This is a genomic window from Limosilactobacillus urinaemulieris, assembly GCF_014838745.1.
Classification (GTDB): Bacteria; Bacillota; Bacilli; order Lactobacillales; family Lactobacillaceae; genus Limosilactobacillus; species Limosilactobacillus urinaemulieris.
In genome coordinates this window covers 1-241 of the sequence record NZ_JABUXR010000065.1, presented here as the reverse complement: position 1 = coordinate 241, position 241 = coordinate 1, and the positions used below count along the sequence as shown (strand labels likewise).

1 rRNA gene is annotated in these 241 nt (G+C 34.4%); it reads right to left on the bottom strand.

From position 1 onward, the window contains the following. Nucleotides 1-187: 187 nt before the first annotated feature. A 16S ribosomal RNA gene (locus HUK45_RS09430) occupies nt 188-241 on the bottom strand; the annotation flags it as partial.

The window sequence follows — 241 nt, the reverse complement described above, 5'->3', positions numbered from 1 at the left end:
ATTATCCGATTAATTGAGTTAGCGATTAATTTCTAAAAAACTCAAAATAACGCGGTGTTCTCGGTTTGTTTTGTTAATTAATAAAGAAAATTGATATTATTTAGTTTTCAAAGTGCAAGCTTGAGAGTAAACCTCTCAAAACTAAACAAAGTTTCAACAATGTGTAGGTTTCCGTTTTATTCCTTAGAAAGGAGGTGATCCAGCCGCAGGTTCTCCTACGGCTACCTTGTTACGACTTCAC